Origin of the sequence: Haliscomenobacter sp., assembly GCF_033763495.1 — a bacterium.
GTDB lineage: Bacteria > Bacteroidota > Bacteroidia > Chitinophagales > Saprospiraceae > Haliscomenobacter.
Genome location: NZ_JANRKL010000180.1, coordinates 43,020 through 61,924 on the forward strand (window position 1 = coordinate 43,020; position 18,905 = coordinate 61,924).

The window sequence follows — 18,905 nt, forward strand, 5'->3', positions numbered from 1 at the left end:
AATTTTGAGGAAATTGAGGAAACCAGAATGGAGACCAAATTGGACACTGATAACGAGCAATTGTTGGAAGAAAAGGCCGCTCGGGTGAGCGCAGAAGCTTTACTTTTGGAAAAAGAACAATACATTGCCCAATTGCTCCGGGAGAATGAAGCCCTTCAATCAAAACTTAGTTCCACGGATGATTTAAAGAAGGAACTACACTATGTCAATGAAATTGTCAATAGTGTACAAGACATCATCTTCATTTCAGACGATCGAGGGCTTTTTCGTTTCATCAATCCTGCTGCGGAAAAATTACTGGGTTTCCCCAAGGAAGATATGCTCGGCACTCATTATGCTGAACTCATTCGCGACGATTACGCCGAGCCCATTCGCCTTCAATACCTGGATCAAATTCGCCACGGCCTTACCTCTAGTTACGTGGAGTTTCCGGTTAAAAATGCCTGGCAACGTGAAATCTGGTTGGGACAAAGGGTAACTTTCATTTATCGGGATGGCAAATTTTTTGAGGCACATTCTATTTCCCGCGACATCACTGAAGAAGTACAAGCTCGCAAAGAGTTGGTTACAACCTATTCACGTTTAAAAGGATTGGTGCAAAACTTACATGCCGGGGTATTGGTAGAAGATGAAAACCGGAAAATTGTACTGATTAATCAACAGTTTTGCGATCTGTTTTTAATCCCGGTTGCTCCCGAATTTTTGATTGGTGCCGACTGTGCCGAAGCTGCGGAGCAAAGCAAAGAGCTCTTCTGCGACTCCGAAGGGTTTGTAAAAGGGGTAGATGAATTGCTGCAAAAAAGAGAACTAACCCTGAACGAAGACTTGCAGATGCGGAATGGAAAAATCCTGGAACGGCATTATATCCCGGTTTTTTCAGGTGGCGAATACCTGGGGCACATGTGGCATTACCGGGATGTAAGTGCACAACGCATGGCCAGTGAGCGCATCCGTAAAAGTGAAGAAAAATACCGGGGAATTATGGAACATATGGAACTGGGCCTTTTAGAGGTCAGTTCCGAGGCCAAAATTGTGCGGGCTTATCCCCGTTTTTGTGAAATGGTAGGGTATAATGAGTCAGAATTAATTGGACATGACCCCAAACGTTTATTCTCCCCCCCCCAATTCATAAACAATGCCCTTCATGAAGAAGCCAAATTTTTGCATGGGAAATCAGTCATATGGGAAGCTCCTTTGCGCAAAAAAAACGGCAGCATCATCTGGACCTTGATCAACAATACTCCGATCTACGACGAGTTGGGAAATTTAACGGGTACACTGGGCATCCATCTGGACATTACGGAGCAAAAATTATTGCAGGCCGATTTGGAACGAGCCCGCGAGGAAGCTGAACAAGCCCGCGATGCAGAAAAGGCCTTTTTGGCCAACATGAGCCACGAAATCCGTAATCCCATCAATTCCATAGTGGGGATGACCAACTTGCTATATGATACCCAATTGAGCCCGGAGCAGGCAGAATACGTTCATACCCTCCAATACTCAGCGGAGTTGTTGCAGGCTTTGGTCAGCGACGTATTGGATATTTCAAAGATTGAACAGGGGAAAATGGAGCCTCACCTGGAAGACTTCGATTTCTTTGGTATGGCAAAGGCCATGTGCAAAACTTTTGAATTCAGGCTCTCACAGCGGCCCATTGAATTTCAGTGTGAGATTGCACCCGAAGTGCCAGAGTATTTGCGTACTGACCCCACCTTTCTGAACCAAATTTTGCTCAATCTGATCAACAATTCCTTCAAATTTACCGAACAGGGCTTTGTTCGTTGCACTGCCTCGACCAAAACATTTGATGGAAAAAACTGGATTGAATTCAACGTGACGGATACCGGGATTGGTATCCCCGAGGATCGCCTGCCTTTTATTTTTGAACGTTTTGATCAGGCTGGAAAAGCGAAAAGAACCCGCGAAGGGGCAGGCTTGGGACTCCCCATTACCAAACAACTGGTTGAACTATTGGGTGGGCGCATTCACGTTCAAAGCATTATGGGCGGAGGGACTAGTTTTACTGTTCTACTTCCTTTTGAAACCGTCAAAAACCCAGTGCTGCACAAAGTAGAATTGCCTCCTGCTTACCAGCGCAAAGGGGGAGCGCCATTTCACGTGCTTATCGTGGAGGACAATGTCATGAACAGTCGCTACCTGGAAAACCTCTTACAAAAATGGGGGCTGACCTATACTACTGCTGATGATGGACTGGTGGCCCTACAGGCTACCGAAAAAGAAGTTTTTGATTTGATCCTCATGGACATTCGCATGCCCAACCTGGATGGTTACGAAACTACCCTGCGCCTGCGCAACGCTCCCCAAAACGCCAATCAGCAGGTGCCCATTATTGCCCTCACAGCTTCGGCTCTACTTGACGAAAAAGTAAAAGCGCTACAAGCTGGGATGAACCAACACTTGTCCAAACCCTTTACTCCCGACCAATTGCTGGAAGTTTTTCGGGAATTGTTTCCCGGGTTTTCACCTCAAGCCCCAAATATTCGCACTTTCTCCCTGAACCGAACCGAGCTGGCCGAGTTGTATGAGGGAGACAAGGGGTACATGCGGGAAATTTTTGACATTTTTGCGCAGACTGTCCCTAGCGAGCTGGCCCAAATGCGGCAATTGTTGGAAGCCGAAAACTGGAAATCCTTTGCTGCTAAAGCCCATAAAATCAAACCTTCCTTTCAAATGGTAGGCCTAGGGCATTTAAGTGCCCGTGCCGAACAATTGGAACGCGCAAAACGAGAATTTGATCCGCAGGACTTGATCCTCGATTTTGATGGTTTTGAAGCAGAAGTTTTGCAGGGTATCAAGCTTGTATTGGCGGAATTGGCCAGCATGTCTTAATGCTTCAAAATATCATTTTTTTGACGATAAATGAGCAGTTTACAATAAAATAACGCACTCTAACTACCCCCCCCGTGTTTTTTTTACAATTTTTGCAGGGATATAGAAGTGAGTTTGGAGATGTGTTGCTCAAATACAACAATTATCTTGTAATCCGTTGAAACAAGTGCCTTCAAGATGATTGATGTACTTTGGTATTACTTTAAAAACTCAAACTCACATCTCATTAAGTCCTTTTCAGGCATTTGCTACGTACGTTCTCCTACCAGCTTTTTTTTGTTACGCACAAAAATGTCAAGATGAAGTTTTTGGATCACTCATGCATTGGATCTTTTGAATTTTTCAATCCCAATAATTGGATAGCGTTTTTATTTCAAAACCCGATTAAAAAATTTAACAACCGTTTTAGGTTGGGTCAGGCAACTATACTCACCTTGATGTTACTGGGAGTAATTTTGCCCAATGTTTTTTCTTTTGGGCAAACCTCTATTTTAGTTACCAATTCAGGAACCAGCTATTCTACTACAAAGGGGGTTAGAACCAACACCTATGGGCCAGCCACAATTACCAACTGTTCATCCGTTGATTTCTCAGTAACTTTTAATTTCTCTTTAGACTGGCCAGGGAACGGGAATATGGATTCAGCTTCGGATTGTGGTTGTGCAGGTGATCCATTAGATCCTGCTGCGGGATCTTGCAACAATTGCTGGGATTTTCTCTGGGTAAGGTTTTTGGTCAATGGTGTTGAAGTTGGAGGTGACTTAATTGGTGGAGGTAAAAATGTAAAAAGCGGTACAATATCACTCACTGGTGTTCCGGTTAGTCCCGGAGATGTAGTGGAAATTGAAGTAAACGCACAGACTTGGGCAAGTGATGAGTCGGTTACAACTAGCAATATTTTTATCAGAGGTAGTGCTGGGCCGGTTCCCCTGACTCAAATTGGCCCCTTTTGTAGCAACAGAGGAAATGTTGCGCTGTCTACCCAAAATGGTACTCCGGGTACCTGGTCGGGGCCAGGAGTTACTGGTACCAACTTTAACCCAATGATTGCTAGAGCAGGCACGCATACAATCAGATTTACTCCTGCCGCCAACCGATGTGCAACACCAACCACAATGGAGATTCAGGTGGATCAAGTAGGCCCAGCTGTTTTAGATGATTTTGGACCCTATTGCTTGAATTCTGCTACGGTTAGTTTACCCACAAATCAAAATGGAATCACTGGAAACTGGTCAGGAACAAATGTGAGTGGTAACAGATTGAGCACAACTGTAGCAGGGATAAAAAACCTCACCTTTACACCTGGTGCTGGCCAATGTGCAACGCCGGCAAGTACTAGGGCTGAAGTAACAGCCCCGGTTTCAGCTGCATTTTCCAATTTGGGGCCTTTTTGTCAGGGCCAGGGAACTGTTCGATTGCCAACAACAGATGAGAATGGGATTACAGGTGGCTGGACAGGCACGGGTGTGACAGGCAATGTAAACCTAAACACCGGAACAGGTGGGACTGGGCTTCGCACCTTGCGCTTCACACCAGGCGCAGGGCAATGCGCAACTGCAACAAATTTTGATGTATCGGTCAATCCTCGTGCCTCCATATCTGTTGCTACGCCTGGCCCTTTTTGCACCAGCTCTACCCCGGTGGCTCTAAATACGACCCAAGGTGGCCAGACAGGAAATTGGTCGGGTACCGGAGTGAGTAGTAATCGACTGAATATCAGTTCCGCTGGTGTCAAAACTTTAACTTTTATCCCCACCGATCCATGTTTTGCTCCAGCGACGAATATAACAGTGAACGTTGGCACATCCGCTGCGATTACTCCCATTCCCAATCAAATGGTATGCGGCAGCAGTTTCAAACTCCCTCCTATCACGGCAACAACAACCTTGGATGGAACCCAGGCTTATTATACAGGACGGTCGGGTACAGGTACAAAATTTGCGCAAGGTGCAGTGATTACAAGCCCCCAAACCCTTTTTGCCTATTACAATTCCGGTGGGTGTAGCGATGAAAAATCTTTTACAGTTACCTTTCAAAATACACCCGAGATCGACTCCATCCGGGACACTACTATCTGTGGTATTTACACCTTACCCACAATCAAAGGCACAAACCTGAGCCCCGATGCCGCCTACTACACCAAAAGCCGTGGTGGCGGCATCCGCTACCTTCCCGGCCAAAGCATCGCTACCACCCAAATTTTATTCGCTTACGACAGCACAGCAACCGGCTGCTTTGATCAGGATACTTTCATGGTCAATATTGTAGATCAACCGCGTTTGGATACCATTGTTAATGTACAGGTTTGTTCCAGTTTTATCCTGCCCGCACTAAGTGGGGTTGGTCTCAGCAGCAACCAGGCTTATTATACCGCAACCAATGGTGGAGGAACCAAGTACCTGGCGGGGCAAAGCATCAGTGGAGACTTGCGCCTGTATGCCTTCGACCGCATTACCACTTGCACAAGCGAAAGAACTTTTTTGCTGGATACGCTTAGTTTACCCCAAATTGACAGCCTTTCCGATACAACGGCCTGTGGCAGCCTGCAATTGCCCCTGATTAAGGGCAAAAACCTTAGCCCCAATGTGGCGTATTATACTGGCCCCAATGGGACTGGCACCCGTTTTCTGCCCGGACAAACCTTGAGTTTTAGCGGCAACTTTTTTATGTTTGACCAAAAAACAGGGTGTAGCACCGAGCGGCTTTACCGCGTCAGTATCGCCCCGGGGCCGCAGATCGAGCTAGGTATTAAACAACCCATTTCCTGCAATGGCAGCAACGATGGAGAGTTGGATTTGAGGATAAACAATAGTCTGCCTCCTGTCCTTATTCGTTGGAATCAGGCCAGTTTAAATGGGGTGGAAGACCCAGCAAATCTGGGGCCAGGAACTTATACCGTCATCGTAACTGATGGTGCAGCTTGTGATGTTATCGCCTCAGCTACCTTGATTGAACCCCCTAAAATTGCCTTGACTTGTGCGGTAAGTAAAGCAGTAACACAAATAGGTGGCGTGAATGGAGAAGTAAATATCAGCATCAGTGGTGGAACCCCTCGCTACAAACTGAGTTTGAATGGTCCGGTTGTTCAGCTTCGCGACAGCCTGAGTGCGGATACTGTGATCTTGACGGGATTGAGTGCCGGAATTTATCAGGTATTGGTCACCGACAGTTTAGGTTGCCAGGATTCCTGCCAGTTTACCATCACCCAACCCAACTGTAACCTTAGTGCCAGAGCCAATTTCGCCAACCCGACTTGTAATGGGGCTGACAATGGGCAAATAGACGTGGGTACCACTGGTGGTGAATCGCCCCTGAGCATCGATTGGGATCAAAACGCCTTGGATGGGCAGTTCAATCCTCGGAATTTAGGCCCCGGCAGGTACATTTTTATTGCCACCGATAATGTAGGCTGCCGGGTAAGTGATACCATCGATCTTACGCAACCTGCCGCCCTTGCGCTGAGCTGTGCCCAACAAAGCGCGGCAACCCGGGTTGGCGGCAACGACGGCGTCGCCCTAATCACCAGTACTGGAGGTACTCGTCCTTACCACATCTCCTGGTCGGGAAAGAGTTCGGGTAGTTTGCGCCTGAACCGCAGCGGGGACACCACCATCACCGGACTAAGCGCTGGTCAATACCGCATCGTGTTGCAGGATCAAAATGATTGTGTTGACTCCTGTCTGCTGAACATCACCGAACCTGTTTGTAGCATGAGTGCCAACATCATCACCGTTAATTCGATTTTGTGCAATGGTGACAACAATGGGGTGTTAACCGCAAGTGTACGCAACGGGCGGGCACCCTACAGCTACTTGTGGAGCAACGGGGCCGGAAGCATTTCCCGCGACACCTTGAAAAATTTAGGACCAGGAATGTATACCTTGATCCTAACCGATAACCTGGGCTGTGCCGATACAACCCAAATCAACCTGAGCCAGCCCCTGCCAGTGGTGGCCGATTGCCAGGTTATTTCAGACGTAAGCACCGTGGGTGGCAGTGACGGGCGCGCCAAACTGAAATACTCGGGCGGCACCGGAACGATTGCCCTGGATTGGGGTGGCTCACAGCCCGGCAGTGTGACCGCCAGCGGTGGGGATAGCATATCCCTGGGGAGTTTGCCTCCAGGGACTTATTCTCCCAACTTCATCGATGTGAATGGTTGTCGAACTTCCTGCAGCTTTACCATCAAAGAGCCAGTGTGTAACCTGCAAGCCAGTTTGTTCACTAAGGCCCCAGCTTGCCAGGGTGAAGCCAATGGGCAAGTGATTGCGACACCTACTGGGGGTGTCGCACCGTATAACTTCCAATGGAGCAATGGGGGAGCGAACAATGACACCCTTTCCAACCTTGCCGCCGGAACCTATCAAGTCACCATCACCGACGCCATCAATTGTCGGCTGTCACTGGATACCGTTTTGCAAGACCCTGCTGCTTTGACTTTTTCTTGCCAGATCATCCGCAATGTCATCACCGTCAAGGGCAACGAAGGGATTGCCCGGGTGAACTTTGGTGGGGGAGTTGCACCTTACTTTATACGTGTGCAAGGCCCTGTAAGCAGTATCCGTACCGAAGCCAACAGTGGAAGTGTGGATTTCACCGGGTGGTCTGCGGGAGATTATACGGTGACCATCAGTGATGTCAATGGCTGTCAACAGAACTGCTCCTTTAGCATCAGCGAACCCAATTGTAATTTAACATTGCAAATGCAAAGTGTAAACCCGCTATGTAATGGAGCGGCAAATGGCCAAATCAGTGTTACAGTCAATGGAGGCAAAGCACCCTTCCAATACGATTGGAGTGAGAATACAAACGATGGCCAGGCAATTGCTCGCAACCTGCCTGCGGGTACCTATTCGGTGGTGGTCATCGATTCGATAGGTTGTGCAGGGATCGACACCCTGGTACTTGCGGAGCCCAGCGCCTTGAGTTTAACTTGTGGAACACCAGTGCCAACTACAACTGTGGGTGGGCAAAACGGCCGAATTACCGTTCGGTTTAGTGGGGGAACCGGGCCTTACAAACTGCTTCTGAGTGGCACAAAACGCGATAGTTTCCTCAATTTGAGTGTGGATAGCTTTACGGTCAACAACTTGAGCAAAGGCGATTACCGTCTGACCTTGTTCGATGCCAATGGTTGTACAGTGCAAGGCTGTGATTTTCAGATCAATGACCCCATCTGTAACCTAGCTTTGACTTTAACCCCAACCAATAATTTGTGTGCAGGGGCCAGCCAGGGTAGCATCCAAAACAATATTACTGGTGGCCTTGGGCCATTCACTTATGATTGGAGCGACAATCGTTTTGATGGCAACCCTCAGGCGACTGGTTTGCCGAGTGGCAACTTCCAATTGATTGTGACGGATGCACAATTCTGTCGCGATACCGCAAGTGTGAGTATCACAGAACCAGCCCCGCTCGAAACGATTTGCTCAGTCCTCAACCAGCCCAACACCCTTGGTGGCACAGGTGGGCGAGCCAGGGTAGTTATTAGAGGAGGTACCGGCCAACGCAGCATCCGGGTAAATGGCCCCAATCCAGGGCAAATACAACCAAGTGGAGTAGATACCTTTTACTTTAATAACCCTGCTATAGGTAGACATACAGTGATCATTACCGATGCAAATGGTTGCACGGATACTTGTGGATTTACCATTGAGCCCTTTATGTGTAAACTACAGGTGAATGCACAAAGTACAAGTCCTCGTTGTAATGCTGAGGCGAATGGCAGCATTCAATTGACCGTAAGTGGGAACACTGGCAACCTGAATTATGCTTGGAACAATCCTCTACCTGCCACCAACCTTAATGCATTGCCTGCCGGAACTTATCAAGTTACCGTAACGGATGCAGCGGGTTGTACAGATTCAGTGGAAATTTCAATTTCAGAACCTCCTGCCCTTAACCTGAGTTTGAGTGTATTGACGCAACCTACCCCTGCGAATCGACAAGGCGGGAGTATTCGTGCAGATTATTCTGGAGGGACACCTCGATATACACTTGCTTATTATTATCAACAAATTACAGTTGCAGGAAGAATGCCTATACCAGGCGGGGGACCCGGATTCGCTACCATTCCAAATCTTCAAGAGGGCAACTATATTGTGGTCATCAATGATCGGAACAATTGTCGGGATACTGCACAGATTGAACTTAATGCTCCGCCTTGCAATATTGCCGTAAGCATAACTTCCGCCCGTGCTGATTGTGGCAGTAGCCACCTCAATACCACCGTTGCAGGCGGAACGGGGCCATTCCAATATGCCTGGAATGCCATCCGCTTCAATGGCCAGGCCAACCCGCGCAATGCCATTCCGGGTAATTACACCGTCACGGTGACTGATGCCATTGGTTGTACCGCAAAGGATAGCCTGGTACTGGCTGTTGACCCCTCGGCATTGAGTGTTAGCCTGGGGCTGATCAATCCACTTTGCCCGGGCGATTTGGGCGTCTTTAACTTGCGCAACGTAATGGGTGGACAAGGCCCCTTTACCCTGACGTTGAACAATACCGTCCAGCGTTTCAACAATCCACCGCTTACCGTCCGAAGCCTAAACCCAGGGACTTTTGCACTGAACATCACCAATGCTTCGGGTTGTAGTTTTGATACCACCATCACGATTCAATCTCCCCGCAGTTTGAATCTGGAACTCGGCCCGGATACCACCCTCCGGCGTGGTGCCAAGGTTACCTTCAAACCCCAGCTCAATTTTACCCCGAGCCAAATCTCCTGGTCACCACTAAGCGGGCTAACTTCGGCTCAAAGCCTGAATGCCCAGGCTGAACCTGCCTTTACAACCACTTACACCTTGATGTTGAGTGACAGTGCGGGTTGTAAAGTGAGTGATAAAATTCAGATTTTGGTGGCCGGCCAGGTGGAAGCTTATTTCCCCAACGCTTTCAGCCCCAACGGGGATGAGGTCAACGATTATTTCAACGGTTACGGGGGCGATGACATCGAAGCCCTGGAATATTTGCGGATTTTTGACCGTTGGGGTAACCTGATATTTGAAGGGACCAATATCCCGGTGAATGATCCGACCAAGGGCTGGGATGGGACTTCGCGTGGGCAGCCTTCGCCGATTGGCTTGTACGTGTTTTCGAGTGTGGTGCGGCTGAAAAATGGGAGCACTTATTCGAAGGCTGGAGAGGTGAATTTGGTAAGGTGATGAGATTGTCACTACTAAGGTGATTCTTCGGTGCCTTGAGTTTCTTAGGTGGTAAAATATTTTTTCTTTTTCACCACCTAAGAAACTCAAGGCACTTAAGAATCACCTTAGTGGGTTACCATGGTCTAATGCACCTCCCCCAAACTCAAGACCTTCAAGCCCTCCGCCGTCAAACTCACGCCCTTCTGCTTCGGCCTATACACCACCTCCACCAGCTCTCCCGGCAAGAGATCAAAATAATTGTCGGTAAAAAAACCATCGACCTCATCGCCAAAATCCAGGAAAACATTTTTGGCCAATTGGCTGGCCCGCAAGCGGATCAAAAAGCCCTCCTTACTGGGCGATACCTGCTTCTCAATGGCTGGCGCAGCGGGCAATTCCAGCACTTTGGCACTGGCGAGGTAAACCGGGCTGTGGGAAATGTGATGGTCCTGGCTGTACAAATCCACCAAAAGAACCGCTTTTTTGGCCGTATTGGAATCACAAATTTCCGTCAGCGGCAATTCCAGGGCGTGTAGCGCCGTATTTTGGGGCATCTGTATGCTGGTATCTTTTTTCCACAAAGTTTCTCCATTAAAATCAATCAGGCGCAGCCGCAATTCCCCCGCTCGCTCACCCAGCTCATCGGAAATTACACTGAGCCTGAATTTCCCATCCCTGACCAAAGCAGCCGTGATGGTCGGTTCAAAAGCTTTTTTGATGAAATAGTGCATGGCCTTCCAGCGCTGGTAATAATCCATACCCGACCAGGACGCCACTGGCCACACATCGTTGATTTGCCAATACAAGGAGCCCATACAATAAGGCATACTGGCCCGATGCGCCTCGATCGCCATCTTGATGCCTTCCGCCTGGAGCAATTGCCCCACGTACAGAAAGTGTTCAAAATTGGCGGGCACCCGGTAGTTTTGCTGCATGTAGCTGCGGATGCGCAAATTGCCGATGCCGCTGCGCTGGTGGGCCGCCATGACCGGAGATTCGATGTTCCAGTCTTCGGGCAAGGCGTAGGTTTTGACCGTTTTGAACTCCGGGAAAGACTGAAAGCCGTATTCACTCATGAAGCGCCCAATGTTGTCGTAATACGCACTGAAGGGATGCTCCGAATGCCAAACGCCCCAGTAGTGGATGTCGCCGTTGGGGGTATGGCTGTTGGCGTGCCTGCCTGGTACGTTGTACGGAGAGGAAGGCCAGTAAAACATACCCGGGTGGTGGGCACCGACAATGGTGGGCAGTAATTTGTGAAAAATGGTATCGTAGGCCTGCCAAATCTCCCGGCGCTGCGCCATGGTGTAGAGTTGTTTCCAACCCCAACCCATAAATTCGTTGTATTGTGCCCATGCCACATCGATTTCATTGTTGCCACACCAGATGGCCAGACAAGGGTGATTGCGCAGGCGTTTCACGTTGTATACCGCCTCCTCCTCTACGTTGCGCAGGAACTCGGGATCGCCGGGGTACATGCTGCAGGCAAACATGAAGTCTTGCCAAACCAGCACCCCCTGCTCGTTGCAAAGGTCATAAAAAATGTCGTTTTCATAAAAACCACCACCCCAAACCCGCAGCATGTTCATGTTGGCATCCACGGTGGACTGGATCAGGTTTTGGTACCGTTCGTCGCTCACCCGGGGGATGAATAGGTCGTTGGGGATGTAGTTGGCTCCTTTGGCAAAAACGGGCCGGCCATTGAGTTCGAAATAAAAGGAGCTGCCTTTTTTATCGGGTTCCTGTACAATTTTGATGGTGCGTAGCCCGATTTTTCGGGATAGTTCATTGATGGGTTTGCGTTGATAGGACAACCGTGCGGTAAGCTTGTACAAATGGGGTTTGCCCAAATCATGTGTCCACCAACGGATGGGATCGTAAATTTCCAGGGGGATGTGAAACTCATTTTTCCCCTTCAGCAGCGCTACTTCCTGCATGCCCAGGAGGGTGTCGCCCTGAAAAATTTCGATCAAACCCTCGTGCTCCACCAGCGATTCTACCTCACAGCGTGCGGTAAGTTCCGCTTTTTCGTCACTCAAACTATCTTGCTGAAAATACACATCGATCAGCCGGGCCTTGTTCCAGCCCATCAGCCGGACGGGGCGGTAAATTCCGCTACTGACCAGGCGTGGCCCCCAATCCCAGCCAAAATGGTAGCCGGGTTTGCGCAAAAAAACGCTGACTTTTTTATCGCCCAGCCCCCCCCGTTCGGATTGATCATTGGTGGCGGGTAGGCCATATTTGTGTTTGCTCAAGGCTTGTAAGCCAACGGTGATGGGGGAGTGGAAAAAGATGCGCAATTGGTTTTCGCCAACTTTGAGCCAGGGTTTGACCTCTTTTTCATAAGCCACAAAAAAATTATCCGCCAAAATCAACAATTGCCCATTGAGGTACACATCCGCGTAAGTGTCCAGCCCCAGGCATTCCAGGGTAATGGCTTCAAATTTCAGAAAATCTTCCTCAATTGTAAAGCGACAGCTGTACTCCCAATCGGCCTTGTCCACCCATTGTACTTCCTCTTCCTGCATGCGGAAATAGGGGTCGGGAATTTTACCATTTTGCATCAAATCGGTGTGCACTGTGCCGGGTACGGTAGCAGGCATCCAGTTGCCTTTGTTGGCTTGTCGAAAAGTCCAGTTATCCTTGAGTTCGATCATAGCGCTGTTGGGTTGCGTTTGGCATCCCAATAGGGCACTCAGCAAGGCCATCAGGATGAAGAATGAAAAAAAGCGCATCCAAATCTAGTTGTGTGAACTGCGAATATAAGAAAAGTGGGGAAGCTGGGGAGAAATAGATGGCAAGCATGGATTCGCCATGCTGAATCAGCCAGAGGCATTAGCAGTCAAAGGTCTCTTGGATGTAGGTTTGGTTAGTTGGTTAAACAGTTCCTAATCTTTTAAAAAACCTTAACCTTTCTATCGCCTAAACCACTCCCCCAAAAAATACGTTTATTTAAAAATCGTCAAAAGCGAGCAAATTCCCTAAAATCCCTCCAAGTGGGGGATTTCTTATTTATCTTAGTTGCGTTAGTTTTACCTTCATCAAGGATCTATCCAAAAAAGCGACAAATGAACACCACAAAAAGTGTATTTTTTACTGCTCTATTTCTCCCGATCGTGCTTTTGTTGTGCAGCAACGATGTAAACAAGGCACCCATCGATGATCGTTATGATCGGATTTTGCATACCGTTGGTCAGTTGTTGGAACAAGGGCATTATAGCCCCCAGGCACTCAATGACCAATTTTCTGCCAAAATTTACAACGAATACCTGAAGGAACTGGACCCTGAAAAAGTCATTTTCCAGCAAGCGGACTTGAAAGAATTCAGCAAGTACAATACCTTGATTGATGACGAAATCCGCCAAACCCCGGTTGAGTTTTTTTACAAAGTCAACGAACGGTACAAGCAGCGGCTCAACGAAATCAAAACCAATTTGCCCAATCTGGCCAAAAAAGCCTTTGATTTTACCGAAGTCGACAGCATCGTAACCGACTACGACAAAAGGACTTTTGCCAACAATGCCAAAACACAACAGGAGCAATGGCAGAAAAAGCTGAAGTTCATGGCTTTGGAAAAATTCATTGACCTGCAAGACCAAAGGGAAAAAGCCACGGCTGAAACCCCCAAAGAAACCGATGCAGCCCTGGAAGTCCAGGCTCGTGAGTTTGCCAAAACCACCCTGGACAAATCCCTCGATCGCCTGATCAACAAAATCAGCGACGACGATCGATTCAGTATGTTTGTCACCACCATCACCAACACGATGGATCCGCATACCGACTTTTTTATGCCTGTGGAAAAAAGAAGTTGGGACGAGCGTCTTTCTGGTAAATTTTATGGCATTGGAGCCATCATTGGAGAAGAAAATGGCTATCTCCAAATTGCCACTGTTACTCAGGGTGGGCCCGCCTGGAAAACCACCGAAGTCAACGACGGCGACCTCATCCTCAAGATTGGGGAAGGCGACAAAGCGCCAGTGGACGTAGCCGGGTATGACATTCCGGATGGAGTCAAGCTCATCCGTGGCGACAAAGGCACTACCGTAAAACTCACCCTCAAAAAAGTAGATGGAACCATCAAAGTGGTGCCCATCGTGCGGGAAGAACTCAAACTGGAAGAAACCTTTGCCAAGTCCTGTACCATCAAAGACGGCAATCAAAAAACTGGGTACATCTACCTGCCCAAGTTTTACACCCCCATGGGTGACGAAGGTGGCCGCAGCTGCGCCGCTGATGTGGCCAAAGAAGTGTTGAAACTCCAGGCTGAAAACGTGGATGGCATCGTCATCGACCTGCGCGACAACGGCGGCGGTAGCCTCTACGAAGTAGTACAAATGGTGGGTTTGTTTATCCCTGACGGCCCTGTAGTTCAGGTGAAAAATGGCGATGGTCGCTCTTCTTTCTTGCCGGATGAAGACAATGGAAAAGTGTTGTACAGTGGCCCACTCGTGGTGATGGTCAACGAATTCAGCGCTTCGGCTTCTGAAATTTTTGCTGCAGCCATCCAGGATTACCAGCGAGGAATCATCGTAGGTAGCACTTCCACCTACGGCAAAGGAACGGTACAACGCCCCATCCCACTGAGCCGTTTGACCAGAGATGAAAACACCGATTTGGGCACAGTCCACCTGACCATCCAGAAATACTACCGCATCAATGGCGCTTCTACGCAGTTGAAAGGGGTAGTACCTGATCTGGTGTTGCCAGGCTATTACGAGGCTTACAAGTTCAGAGAAAAAGACAACAAAACGGCGCTGGCCTGGGACGAAATCAGAAAACTGAGCTACAAGCCCTGGGCTAAAACGCCTAATATGGACGTATTGCGCCAACGCTTCCACAACCGCATCGACAGCACGGGATTGGTTGAGAAAGTGAAGCAAAATTCCGCCTGGTTGTCTGCTCAGCAGGATGCCGCCCTTGATTTGAACCTCCAGAAATACAAGGAAAAAGAAAAAGCCGTCAATGCCAGAGCGAAACAAGCCCGCGAGTTGTTCGTGATGAACAAGGAAATGGACGTCGTTCGGGTAGGGGAGGACCCCACTGCTTCGGGTACCAGCGCAGCTTTCAACACCCGCTGGGTGAATTTCCTGAAAAAAGACCGCTACCTGTACGAAGCAACCAAAGTTGTAGGTGATGTTTTGGAATTGACGGGTGGGAAATCACCGCTGTCGATGAAAAACGATAGATAGTAAAGCAGAAAAATTAACTTCCCGATTTGGGTTCTGAATAGGAAGTCGAACGGTTCATTTTAAGTGAGCTTTCTATTCAAAAGGCTCAAAAAAATCGGGGAGTAATTTTTTGCGTCATACATAGTAAGAAAAACGCTAATGAAAACGCAACTACTTGTCCTGACCTTGTGGAGTTTTGTGCTCAATTTTGTGCAGCCACAAAACCCTCGTTTGCCCGAAGGCCGGACAAGTAGTTTTTTAGCCAAACACCCCCAACTCAGCACCCTCCCGCTTGGCCCACATGCCGTCGGTTTCCAGGTATTCAACCAATTCGACTACGGCCGCCACTTTCAACCCAAACTGGATTTTGAAGGCAAACCAAATACCGGGCAAAGTGCCCTCCCCATCCAGATCAGCATGTGGTATCCAGCTCAGGCGAACAAGCTCAAAAAAATGCTTTTTGCTGAATACCGCTACCTCGATGCACAAAAAAACAGCTTTAAGCCACTCAGCGACCAGGAGAAAAAAGACGCTGGCAATGGCCTGAAATTTTCGGCCAAATTTGGCCAAAATCTGGACCTGAGCGAGCAGCAAATCCAGAATATTCTGCAAAGCACTACCGCTGCGGTACTCAATGCCCCCAAACAAAAAGGGCCTTTCCCTGTGATTATTGTGGGCGTAGATGGTGGGCCAGGCACGAATAATGTGTTGTGTGAATACTTGGCGAGTTTGGGTTATGTCGTTTTGCTTACCCCCAGCGTTGCGCATACCGGAACCTGGCAGGCCAAACAGCCCCAATTGGCCCTGGCCGAGCGCATTGGCAACCTGGAATACCTGCTGGCTTTTTTGCGCAGTCAAACCATGGTCGATCCCCAAAGAATCGGGGTTTTGGGCAGCAATTTTGATGGCATGTCGGCCTTGTTGTTCCAAATGAAAAACATGCAAGCTGATGCGGTAGCAAGCCTGGATGGCTGGGAAGGCAAGACAGGAACCCAGGAAAGCCTGCTCCAATCGCCTTTTTTTGACGCCAATAAAATGCGGGTGCCTTATCTCACTTTTTTACAAGATGAAAAAAATCCACCGCCTTACCTCCAACTCAGTCAAAAAGTGCTGGACACCTTGCGCTATGCCGATCGCTACTATGCCGTTTTGCGGGGCATGGATCACTCTTGTTTGATTGGCAATTTGGGGGTTATTCCTGACTTGCCCGCAGAGAAGCAGCAATCCTACCAGTTTTTGTACACCCGGATCGGGCAATTTTTTGATGCCTATGTCAAAAAATCGCCGGAAGCCTTGCAATCGCTGCAAAAAAAAGCTTCAGAAATGGCTTATCCAACTGATATGCTAAAGGTGGAATTGCAGCAAAAAGCTTTGCCTCCTGTGCCTACCCCTGAAGAGTTTGAAGCCATCGTGATGAGTGGCAATTTGGAAAAAGCAACTCAAGCCTTTGTGGCAGGCAAACAGCTCAATCCTTCCTTGCAAATATTCGATTTTCAAACTTTGAACCTGTTTGCCTTCCGCTTCGGACAGCAACAGAAAAAGGAGCAGGTACTGGCCATCTGGAAATTAGGGACAGTGGCTTTCCCAAATTCTACCTCGGTACTGGAGCGATTGGGCGATGCCTATCTGGCCATGGGTGAAAAATTGCAGGCCAGGGAGCAGTTTGAAAAGGCCTTGCGGGTTTTGAATCAGGATCCTCAACTGGATGCTGACACCAAAAAAAGACTACAAAGCAGCTTTAATGAAAAGCTGGGGAATTTGAATTGACCTTGGTATACCCTTGAAAATACCCCATTGCGGGGGATGGTTTACAGCCTTGAGCAAGTTATTTTTGGTACATCGGATCTACTTTTCCTCGACTGAAAAAACATGTTCATGCCACTTCAAAAAATCACCCAACTGCTCCTGCTTTTAAGTATGCTGGGAAGCATCCCGCTTTCCGCCCAAAGCACCTCTGCAGACAGTGTGACCATCGCGCTCAACGACTACATCGATGCCTTTTATTACGGCGATACCAGCAAAATTCACCGCAGTGTTGACCTGGGAGTGCACAAGTATGGCTACTATCGCCCTCGCAACAGCAATACCTACGAAGGTTCGGCCATGCCTTTTCGGGAGATGATCGAATATGCCACGGGTGTATTGAAGAAAGGTAAAAATCCCAATGTGGAGAAGTTTCCACGGAAAGTGGAAGTTTATGAAGTACTGGACAAAACGGCCTGTGGCAAAGTAACTGCCTGGTGGGGAACGGATTATATTCTGCTGGCCAAATTGGAGGGCAGATGGAAAATTACAAATGTGCTCTGGCAATCGCCGACTCCCAAGCAGTAACACCACTTTGCTTTAACCAATCGACACCTAAAAATGAAAAATAACTTTGCCTCCAAACTCCAGATCAAAACCTTGATCGGATTATTACTCTTTTGTATTCTTTGCCCAAATCTGGGAAGTGCTCAGCAAATTTCACCTCTTGCCCTTCCCCTGTTTCGAGGCGGGCCAACTAAAAATGGCGTCTATCCAGGCACTGATTTCAATTCCATTAAAGCCACCAAATGGCAGTTCAAAACGGGAGCCGCCGTGCGCTCCAGCCCAACGATTGATCAAGGTAAAGTTTATGCGGGCAGTAGTGATGGTTTTTTCTACTGTTTGGACGCAGCCAGCGGTAAAAAAATCTGGGCTTTTAATGCTGCCGCTGCGGTGCAATCCAGCCCAGCCATCAGCAAGGACAAGGTTTTTTTTACCAACAAAAAAAACCAGCTTTTTGCCCTGCACAGAATCACTGGTCAAAAAATCTGGCAAGTCGATTTGAAACCCGACCTGCCTTACGCCTGGGGTTTCGACTATTACCAATCCTCTCCATTGGTCAACGCCGGAGTAGTGTATGTAGGCAGTGGCAGTGGCGCAGTGTACGCATTGAATGAGTTGGATGGCAAAATTAAATGGAGCTTTCCAACGGCCTCTTTGGTGCGCTCCTCGCCATCTCTGGCTCAAAACACGCTTTATTTTGGCGACTTGTCGGGCAAGGTATATGCTGTAGATGCTCAAACAGGAGCAAAAAAATGGCAATTTGTCACAGTTGGAGATACCGTCAACAACCTGAGCTTTGGCAACGATTTTAAAGCCATCATGGCCTCCGTGGCCATCAAAGACAATATTGCTGTCGTGGGTGGCCGAGATGGTTACTTTTACGGCCTCAATGCGACCAGTGGTCAGGAGATTTGGCGCCACAACTACAATGGGTCCTGGGTCATTTCTTCCGCGGCCCTCAAGGATAGCCTGGTCGTAACCGGAACTTCGGATGGACGCTTCGTAAAGGCATATAATCTGTACTCGGGTAGGGAAAAATGGACCTATAGAACCCCCACCATCGTTTGGTCCTCACCCATCATTGTGGGCAATACCGTGGCTGTAGTGGTCAACGACGGTTTTGTACACTGCCTGGATTTGGAAAAAGGGACCGAAAAATCCCGCTACCGTTTTGGCGACCGGGTATTTTCTTCGCCCTCTTTTGCCGATGGGGTGATTTATGTAGGCAATGACGATGGCAATATTTCGGCCCTGCAAACGGGTAACAAGCCGAGCTCCGGGCGTCCCATCAAAAAAGCCGTATTCTGGACCAGCGACGTGATGGGCAAATACCTGCGGGCGGGAATGAGCAATTTGATCCGAGATTATTTTGTGGCTGAAGGTTATGAATTGTTGAGCGAACAAACCTTACCTGCCTTTTTGCAAGCCAACA

Annotated in this window: 7 protein-coding genes; 6 read left to right on the forward strand and 1 reads right to left on the reverse strand. The window is 48.5% G+C overall.

The window, feature by feature from the left end:
* The first annotated feature begins 27 nt into the window (after positions 1-27).
* Both SFV55_RS19720 and SFV55_RS19725 read left to right on the forward strand, forming a co-directional pair.
* On the forward strand, positions 28-2,850 hold the full coding sequence (locus SFV55_RS19720; RefSeq protein ID WP_320031262.1) for a PAS domain S-box protein: 2,823 nt from the start codon (positions 28-30) through the stop codon (positions 2,848-2,850).
* A 437-nt stretch (positions 2,851-3,287) separates the two neighbouring features.
* Positions 3,288-10,016 carry a gliding motility-associated C-terminal domain-containing protein gene (locus SFV55_RS19725; protein ID WP_320031263.1) on the forward strand — a complete coding sequence of 2,243 codons (6,729 nt, stop codon included), beginning with the start codon at positions 3,288-3,290 and terminating at the stop codon, positions 10,014-10,016.
* Positions 10,017-10,141: 125 nt separating this feature from the next.
* Here SFV55_RS19725 and SFV55_RS19730 read toward each other — a convergent pair whose 3' ends face one another.
* The gene (locus SFV55_RS19730; RefSeq protein ID WP_320031264.1) at positions 10,142-12,733 is read right to left on the reverse strand and encodes a beta-mannosidase; all 2,592 of its coding nucleotides are present in this window, start codon (positions 12,731-12,733) and stop codon (positions 10,142-10,144) included.
* A 333-nt stretch (positions 12,734-13,066) separates the two neighbouring features.
* Here SFV55_RS19730 and SFV55_RS19735 point away from each other — a divergent pair, with 333 nt between their 5' ends.
* The 4 genes from SFV55_RS19735 to SFV55_RS19750 form a co-directional block, all read left to right on the forward strand.
* Positions 13,067-15,187, forward strand: coding sequence for a carboxy terminal-processing peptidase (locus SFV55_RS19735; RefSeq protein WP_320031265.1), 2,121 nt, complete (start codon positions 13,067-13,069; stop codon positions 15,185-15,187).
* Between the two features lie 138 nt (positions 15,188-15,325).
* Positions 15,326-16,933 (forward strand): dienelactone hydrolase family protein, encoded by a 1,608-nt coding sequence (locus SFV55_RS19740; protein ID WP_320031266.1) that lies wholly within the window; start codon positions 15,326-15,328, stop codon positions 16,931-16,933.
* A gap of 108 nt (positions 16,934-17,041) precedes the next feature.
* Positions 17,042-17,497, forward strand: coding sequence for a nuclear transport factor 2 family protein (locus SFV55_RS19745; RefSeq protein ID WP_320031267.1), 456 nt, complete (start codon positions 17,042-17,044; stop codon positions 17,495-17,497).
* 33 nt (positions 17,498-17,530) lie between these two features.
* A partial coding sequence (locus SFV55_RS19750; protein ID WP_320031268.1) for a PQQ-binding-like beta-propeller repeat protein occupies positions 17,531-18,905 on the forward strand: 1,375 nt, incomplete at its 3' end.